This window comes from Halomonas marinisediminis (genome assembly GCF_004347715.1).
Lineage (GTDB): Bacteria > Pseudomonadota > Gammaproteobacteria > Pseudomonadales > Halomonadaceae > Halomonas > Halomonas icarae.
This window is the reverse complement of record NZ_SLTR01000608.1, coordinates 1-253: the sequence shown is the minus strand read 5'-3', so window position 1 is coordinate 253 and position 253 is coordinate 1. Positions and strand designations below refer to the sequence as shown.

General features: G+C 68.0%; 1 protein-coding gene. It reads left to right on the top strand.

Features of this window, described 5'->3' with window-relative positions; translation table 11 throughout:
- Positions 1 to 253, top strand: a 253-nt coding sequence (locus tag E0702_RS17980; protein ID WP_132045846.1) for a coproporphyrinogen III oxidase, incomplete at both ends; no start/stop codon positions are given.

Genomic DNA, 253 nt, shown 5'->3' with positions numbered 1-253 from the left:
CCCCATCGCGGGCGCGCGCGCGGCGTAGGCGGCATTTTCTACGACGACCGGAATACCGGCGACTGGGAGGCGGATTTCGCCTTCACCCAGGACGTGGGCCGCGCCTTCCTGCCGGCCTTCCTGCCGGTGACCGAGCGCAATCGCAACCTGCCCTGGACCGACGCCGACAAGGAGGCGCAGCTGGTCCATCGCGGCCTCTATGCCGAGTCTAACCTGGTCTATGACCGGGGCACCAAGTTCGGGCTCAAGACCG